7 protein-coding genes and 1 pseudogene are annotated in these 6774 nt (G+C 65.8%); 5 read left to right on the top strand and 3 right to left on the bottom strand.

Annotation, left to right across the window (positions count from 1 at the left end; genetic code table 11):
* Positions 1–431: FAD-dependent oxidoreductase (locus tag AB0F91_RS46530; protein WP_360608852.1), on the bottom strand; the 431-nt coding region annotated here is incomplete at its 3' end.
* 78 nt (positions 432–509) lie between these two features.
* The gene (locus AB0F91_RS46535; RefSeq protein WP_360608854.1) at positions 510–1250 is read right to left on the bottom strand and encodes a FadR/GntR family transcriptional regulator; all 741 of its coding nucleotides are present in this window, start codon (positions 1248–1250) and stop codon (positions 510–512) included.
* Between the two features lie 179 nt (positions 1251–1429).
* On the opposite strand from AB0F91_RS46535, the gene AB0F91_RS46540 reads away from it, so the two are divergent.
* The 5 genes from AB0F91_RS46540 to AB0F91_RS46560 all read left to right on the top strand — a co-directional run bounded on the left by AB0F91_RS46540 (position 1430) and on the right by AB0F91_RS46560 (position 6367).
* Positions 1430–2305 carry an ABC transporter ATP-binding protein gene (locus tag AB0F91_RS46540; protein WP_360608856.1) on the top strand — a complete coding sequence of 292 codons (876 nt, stop codon included), beginning with the start codon at positions 1430–1432 and terminating at the stop codon, positions 2303–2305.
* A complete protein-coding gene (locus tag AB0F91_RS46545) occupies positions 2302–3162 on the top strand; it encodes an ABC transporter permease (RefSeq protein WP_285969888.1) in 861 nt (286 codons plus the stop codon). The genes AB0F91_RS46540 and AB0F91_RS46545 overlap by 4 nt, the downstream gene beginning before the upstream one ends.
* 72 nt (positions 3163–3234) lie before the next feature.
* Complete coding sequence (locus tag AB0F91_RS46550; protein ID WP_360608862.1) at positions 3235–4173, top strand: ABC transporter substrate-binding protein; 939 nt, start codon at positions 3235–3237, stop codon at positions 4171–4173.
* A 139-nt stretch (positions 4174–4312) separates the two neighbouring features.
* Positions 4313–5617: a hypothetical protein gene (locus AB0F91_RS46555; protein ID WP_360608858.1), complete on the top strand. Its 1305-nt coding sequence runs from the start codon at positions 4313–4315 to the stop codon at positions 5615–5617.
* A gap of 102 nt (positions 5618–5719) precedes the next feature.
* Positions 5720–6367, top strand: coding sequence for an isochorismatase family protein (locus AB0F91_RS46560; RefSeq protein WP_360608860.1), 648 nt, complete (start codon positions 5720–5722; stop codon positions 6365–6367).
* Between the two features lie 62 nt (positions 6368–6429).
* Here AB0F91_RS46560 and AB0F91_RS46565 read toward each other — a convergent pair.
* Positions 6430–6774 (bottom strand): annotated as a pseudogene (locus tag AB0F91_RS46565) (ATP-binding protein); the annotation flags it as partial.

Consider the following 6774-nt stretch of genomic DNA (forward strand, 5'->3'; position numbering starts at 1 on the left):
TCGATATCGCGCAGGTAGTGGATTCCGGTGAGCTCGCTCCCGGGAATCCGGAGGCGGCGGGGGGTGCCTCCGGTGGCCAGCGCGAGCCGATCGAAGACCATCGGCTGGCCGGATCTGGTGGTTGCGACACCGGTTCCGCGTTCGGGATCGGTCACGGTGATGTCCTCGATCCATTCGCCGCGGACCAACTCGATTTGCTGCGCCGCGTAGAAGTCGGCGCCACGGAGAGCCAGCCTCTCCTCCGGCAGCTCCCCTTTGAGGAACGCCTTGGATAGCGGGGGCCGCTGGTAGGGCAGCCGGGCCTCGGCGCTGAGCAGCGTGATCGGTCCCGAAGCGCCCAGCTTGCGGAGCGAACCGGCGAGCTCGACGCCGGCCTGCCCGGCACCGACGACCAGGGTTCCGGCGTTGCTGGCGCCTTCCGTCACCGCCATGAAGTCCTCCTTTGGTTATACCATTACACCTTAACGGAGGGCGTCGTGGAGGGCGAGGGTGTGCGGGTGTGAGCTTGCTCAGTCCTGCTCGGCGCCGTGCGAGACTCGTTGCGCGGTTCGGGCGATGTGCTCGCTCATCACGTGCTGGGCAGCGGCGAGGTCGCGCTCACGGATGGCTTCGGCGAGTCGCCTGTGTTCGTCGGTTCCGCGCTTGCCCATGGCGGGCGCGTGCTCGCGAGCCTCCCTCAGGGACATCAGCATGGGGCCGTGGAAACTCTGGATCAACATCGCCAGTGCCGTGTTGTGGGCGCACTCGGCAAGCCGGATGTGGAAGCGCGCCGAGATGTCCACCGTGTACGCGTCCTCGTCGACGGCGGCTTGCCCCTCCTCGGCGAGCTTGAACAGCGCGTCGATGTCGTCGTCGGTCGCCCGTTCGACGATCAGGGGGAGCGCGCCGAGCTCAACGATCTTGCGCGTTTCGGTCACTTCGCCGGCCGTGAGCGCGGACATTGTCAGGAGGTCGGCCAGGCCCTCGCCGACGCGGTCCGTGCTCGGCGCGGTCAGGAAGGCGCCACCGTGGGCGCCGACCCGAATCGTGACGAGTCCGCTGGCCTCCAGTATGCGGAGGGCCTCGCGAACGGTGACCCGGCTCACGCCGAACCGCTGACACAGCTCGCGCTCGCTCGGTAGCCGATCTCCTGGTGTAAGGGCGCCGTCCCGGATCAGGACCTTGACCTGGTCCACGATGACCTGCGAAACCCGCGGCGCGTTCACGCGGTTGAAGAGACCGTCTGTCGTGCTACGTCCAGTGGCAGCCATGTCCCCACCTAAAACGTCGTCGATGCCGATAGGACACCATACCGTAACAGTTAATGGTTTAACCTTAAGCCAGATCGCCAGGTCAGAGACTGATGCTGGGCGCCCGCCGGTCCCGGCATGGCTAGAAATCCCGCCAAGGCCATTGCTTTGGACTGACAATTAGTCCTACTCTCCCTCCCATGCTGAGCCGAGAGAAGCTGGCACCGTCCAGTACGGCAGCCCGTGATGCTGCACACACCGATGTGGGGGGCACCGGCGGGATCGCGCACCTCGAAGCACGAGGTGTCACGATCGAATACGCCAAGCCTGGGTCGAAGGAGGTAACGACGGCCGTCGAGCAGTGCGACCTGACCGTCGAACGTGGCGACTTCGTCTGCTTGGTCGGGCCGTCCGGCTGCGGCAAGACCACATTGCTCAACGCTGTCGCCGGATTCGTCAAGATCGCCGACGGCGTGCTCGAACTCGACGGGCGCCCGATCCCCGGCCCAGGGCCCGACCGGGCGATGGTCTTCCAGCACGCCAACTTGCTGCCGTGGCGGACTGTTCAGGCGAATGTCAGCTACGGTCTCGAGCTGACCAAGAAGGTCAAGAAGGCGGAAGCCAAGCAGCGCGCCGACGAGCTGTTGGAGCTGGTCGGGCTGGCCGGGGTCGGGCAGCAGTTTCCGGCGCAGCTCTCCGGCGGCATGCAGGCCCGGGTGAATCTTGCCCGCGCGCTCGCGGTCGAGCCGGAGATCCTCCTGCTCGACGAGCCCTTCGCCGCGATCGATGCACAGACGCGAGAAGTTCTCCAGGTTGAACTGCTCAGGGTTTGCGCGGCGCGCGACGTGACGGCTCTGTTCGTCACCCACGACATTTCCGAGGCCGCGTTCCTGTCGGACCGGGTCTGCGTGTTCAGCCCGCGCCCCGGTCGCATCGTCAAGGAGATCACCGTGCCGTGGGATCGGCCGCGTTCGCAGGAGATTCGGCGGACGGCGGAGTTCGCTCACCTGCGTGACGAGATCGCCGACGTTCTCTACGGCACCAAGAACGGCGTGGGCCAGGAGGCACACCGATGAGCATCACCTCTTCCGAGAAACCGGCCGCACGGATCGAATCCCGCGTTGGTGGTCCTTCCCTTCGCAATCGGCAAGCCAAGCGTCGTCGCGTGCCATCGTGGTTGAGCGAGCAGCGCCTGATCGGCATCAGCGCAGTCATCCTCGTGCTGGTTGCGTGGGAGGTCGTCGCGCTGCTGCGGCTTCAGCCGCAGCTGATCCTGCCTGGGCCGGTCGACGTCATCGAAGCCTTCGGGACCCTGATCCAAGGCGGTCAGATCTGGATCGACCTGTGGACCAGCGCCCAGGAACTACTGATCGGCCTCGGGCTGGCGGTGGTGGTCGGTCTGCCGCTGGGCCTGTTGATCGGCTGGTACAAGAGGGTCGCCTATGCGCTGAACCCCTTCATCAACTTCCTGTATGCCACCCCGCGTATCGCGCTGACGCCTCTGCTGATCATCTGGCTTGGCATCGGCAGTTCCTCGAAGATCGCGATCGTCTTCCTGATGGCGCTGTTCCCGGTGCTCATCAACGCCGCGCAGGGTGTCCAGTCGCTCGAACAGGGCACCGTCCGCGTCGCACGGTGTTTCGGGGCGAGCGACCTGCAGCTGTTCCGCACCGTGGCCCTGCCGGGCACCGTTCCGTTCATTGCCAGCGGGATGCGGCTGGCGGTGGGCCAGGCGCTGATCGGTGTCTTCGTGGCTGAGCTCAGCGGTGCGCAGCACGGTGTCGGCATGACGATGAACACCGCCGGGCAGCAGTTCCAGACCGCCACGGTCTTCGCCGGGCTGTTCATCTTCGCTGCGGCAGGCGTCATCCTGACCTCGCTGCTGCGCCGAGTGGAGAACCACTTCGCGGCGTGGCGTCCCAGCAACCATTAATTTTTCCCACCACCCCAGAAGGACAGAACAATGACGTTCAAACCTGGCGCTCTCAGTGCCGCCTTGGCCGCGGTGCTCGCCATGTCTTCTCTCACGGCCTGTGGCGCATCGTCTTCCCCCGGAGCCGACGGCGTCATTACGGTCAGCTACAGCGAGGAAGTTGCCGACGAGCTTCCCCTGTGGATCGCTTCGGAGGCCGGCTACTTCAAGGAGCAAGGCCTCAACGTCAAGCTCGTCAAGCTGGACAGCGACCAGGGTTACCCCGCGCTGATCTCCGGTCAGACGCAAATCGCCTCAATCGGCGGCTCGCAGATCGTGGCCGGAAAGGCGGCCGGCGGCGACGTGAAGGTGCTGGCCGCGCTCACTCCGGTGGTCCCATACCAGCTGTACGCGAACGTGGCGACCGGCGCCGAACTCAAGGGCAAGAAGATCGGCTACACATCGAAGAGCGGTTCCCAGTACATCGGCACCCTGTTGGCACTGAAGAAGCTGGGGATCAAGCCCAGCGAAGTGAACCTGGTTCCTCTGGGCTCGGTGACGAACGTCAACAACGCGTTGCTGTCCAAGACCATCGACGCCTCCGCCACGCATCCGCCGGCCAGTATCAAGTTCGAGGACGCCGGGATGCACATGGTGCTCGACCTGGCCAAGGAGAAGACCCCCAACATCGCGGTGGGAATCTCCAGCACGTCGGATTACATCAAGGCGCACCCGGAGGTCCTGGACAAGTTCATGGCCGGCCTCAAGAAGGGCTTCGACCGCGAGCGCGCCGACAAGGCCTACTCCACGAAGATCCTCGGCGCTCACCTCGGGCTTAAAGACCAGCGTGCGCTCGACGAGACGTGGGAGTACTACTCCACCGAGGTTCTCGCCGACCATCCGGTCGCGACCGTGGCGGCCCTGCAGTCTTCCCAGCAGTCGCTGGTGGGCTCGGTCGGCGGCGTGGAGAAGGTTGATCTCGCGGGTCTGATCGACACCTCCTTTGTGGACAAGGCGTTCCCCCGCAAGTAGTTCGTTCTTCGCGCGATCTCCTGAGGGAAAGGTTCGGAACAAAACAATGTGTGGATCAGAAGAAAGCTTCATCCTTCCGCCCGGGATGGTTGCGACCATCACCGAGGCGGCACGGCGAGGCGGCCGGAAAAGCTGGCAGATGAGCGAGGTGGCCTCGGTCCTGGCCGGCCTGCCCGAGGACCGTGCTCCTCAGGTCGGGTTCATCGGCTACGGCGACACCGCCGCCGGTGACCGCGTGCTCATCGCCGTCGACAACCACTACGACCAGACGGTCGTCGACGCGATGGCCACCGCCCTGCGCGACAAGGGCGCGACCGTCGACATCATGACCACCGACTCGGGGCCCGACCGTGAGGCCGACTACCGGGACGAGGTTGAGGCTGTCATCCGCGACACGCATTGGACCGAGAAACCGCGCCGATGGGAGGGGCTGCCCTCGGTCGAGGACTTCGCGGGCAAGGCCGGTTACGACCTGCTGCTCCACGGCCGCGGCGGCCCGACACCGCCGACCGACTACCGGTACGAGCAGTTCCCCTGGCTCAAGGAAGAGCACTTGCTCCAGGGCGCCGGTGGTTTTCCCCGGGACCTGCACCGTCTGATCAACATGACCACGTGGGACAAGATCTGGCACAAGGGCCCGGGGAGCGTGGTGCGGCTCACTGACCCCGAGGGCACCGACATCTCCTTCACCCTGCACGAAGAGTACTTCGACGGGAGCCGGCGCAACTTCACCGAAAAGCCGACTCGCGCGTTCGGGCACCTCCACGGGCACCCGCCCACGCCGATCCTCGACAAGGAAGACGCGACCGGGGTGATCGCCGGCACGACGAGCCACATCGGCCGGCCGTTCCCGCGGATCAAAGTGCACATCGAAGGTGGGCGCATCGAAGCCATCGAAGGCGGCGGCCCTTACGGCGACGCGTGGCGCGAGGTGCTGGAGGAGACGAAGAACGTCCACTACCCCTCGTTCCCGCGACCGGGCCTGTTCTGGCTGTGGGAGGTCGCGATCGGCACCAACCCGTGGACGGTGCGGTCGCCGAACATCAACATGGTCTCCTCCGGAGGCTTTGAGTGGGAGCGCCGTCGCGCCGGCGTCATCCACTGCGGCATGGGCACGCGCTGGCGCGCCGGCGAGGAGGCCTGGGCCGCGAAGAACAACGTCAAGTACGGGCACCTTCACGTTCACCTGCTTTTCCCGACCTACGAGATCACCACTCGCGAGGGAAACGTCATTCCCGTCATCCAAAATGGACACTTGAACGCATTGGACGACCCGGCCGTGGTCGACCTTGCGCGCGGTTACGGCGGGGACCCCGACGTGTTCCTGAAAGAGCGGTGGATTCCGGCGGTTCCTGGAATCACGGTGCCGGGCTCGTACGACGACTTCGCTCGTGACCCAGCCCCGTTCATCTACGACGACAATCGGAAGCTTTACGTCGCCTGACGAAGCCCCGACAACAGGTGTTTCTCGACGGGGCTGCCGGACTTCGGTTCGGCAGCCCCGTCGCTTGCGTTACCGAAAGGTAGGTTTGTGGTGAAAGAGTGGATGACCGTCCTTCCGCCGGCCGAGATCGCCACTTACCGCCGCGCCGGGTTTCTCGACGGGTTCCGGCTCGGCGCGCGGCCGACGCTGCTGGTGGTCGACGTGACTTACGGCTTCACCGGGTCGCGAGGGCTGACCTTCGACGAGGCGATCAGGGAGTTTTCGACGGCCTGCGGTCCGGCCGCCTGGGCGACGATGCCCACCATCGAGAGGCTGATCGGGGTGTTCCGTGGCCGGGGCGCCCCGATCATCTTCACGCGCGCCGATACGGACGGCCAGCGCTTCACCGGACGTGCGACGAAGAACAAGGACTCGAGCAAGGCGGCGCCGGGATACGGCGAGTTTCCGGACGAGTGCGCGCCGCGCGAGGGCGAGTGGGTGCTGGGCAAGACGAAGGCCAGTGCGTTCTTCCACACGCCGCTCCTGCCGTACCTGGTCCAGGAGCGGGTCGACTCGCTCGTGGTCTGCGGCGTGTCCACGTCGGGGTGCGTTCGGGCGACGGTCGTCGACGCGTGCTCGTACGGGTTCGACACGATCGTCGTCGACGACGCGTGCTTCGATCGGTCGTGGTTTTCCCACTGCACCAACTTGTTCGACATGAACGCGAAGTACGCCAGCGTGCTGTCACTGCACGAGCTGGCCGACTCCTGAAATGCGCGTTGCCCGGGTCGGTGACCGAAGTGGCACCAACCCGGGCAACGCGCGGTTTCTGATCAGCCCAAGTAGTCGAGCTGCGTCGCGCGGCGCAGGTCGTCGGCCGTGAGCCGATTCGGGTCGAGGGCGACCTCGGTGCGCACGGTAAGCGCTCCGAGGATCGCCTTGCGGACCCGCCGCCCGTCGAGGCCCCGCAGGCCTTTGGCCAGTTCCGCGCGCAGGTCGGCATCCTGGGCGAGCGGCATGAGCCCGGTCCACTGCTCGGCCAGTTCGGTCAGCGAGGACGCCACGATCTGCTCGATGACGTCCTCGTCGGGCAAGGTGGTGTTCATGACCAGGTCGGCCCGCGAGAGCACCGCTTCGTCGACCGCGTCGATGAAGTTGGTCGTGGCCACGAGAACCAG

The sequence above is a fragment of the Amycolatopsis sp. NPDC023774 genome (genome assembly GCF_040639695.1).
GTDB lineage: Bacteria > Actinomycetota > Actinomycetes > Mycobacteriales > Pseudonocardiaceae > Amycolatopsis.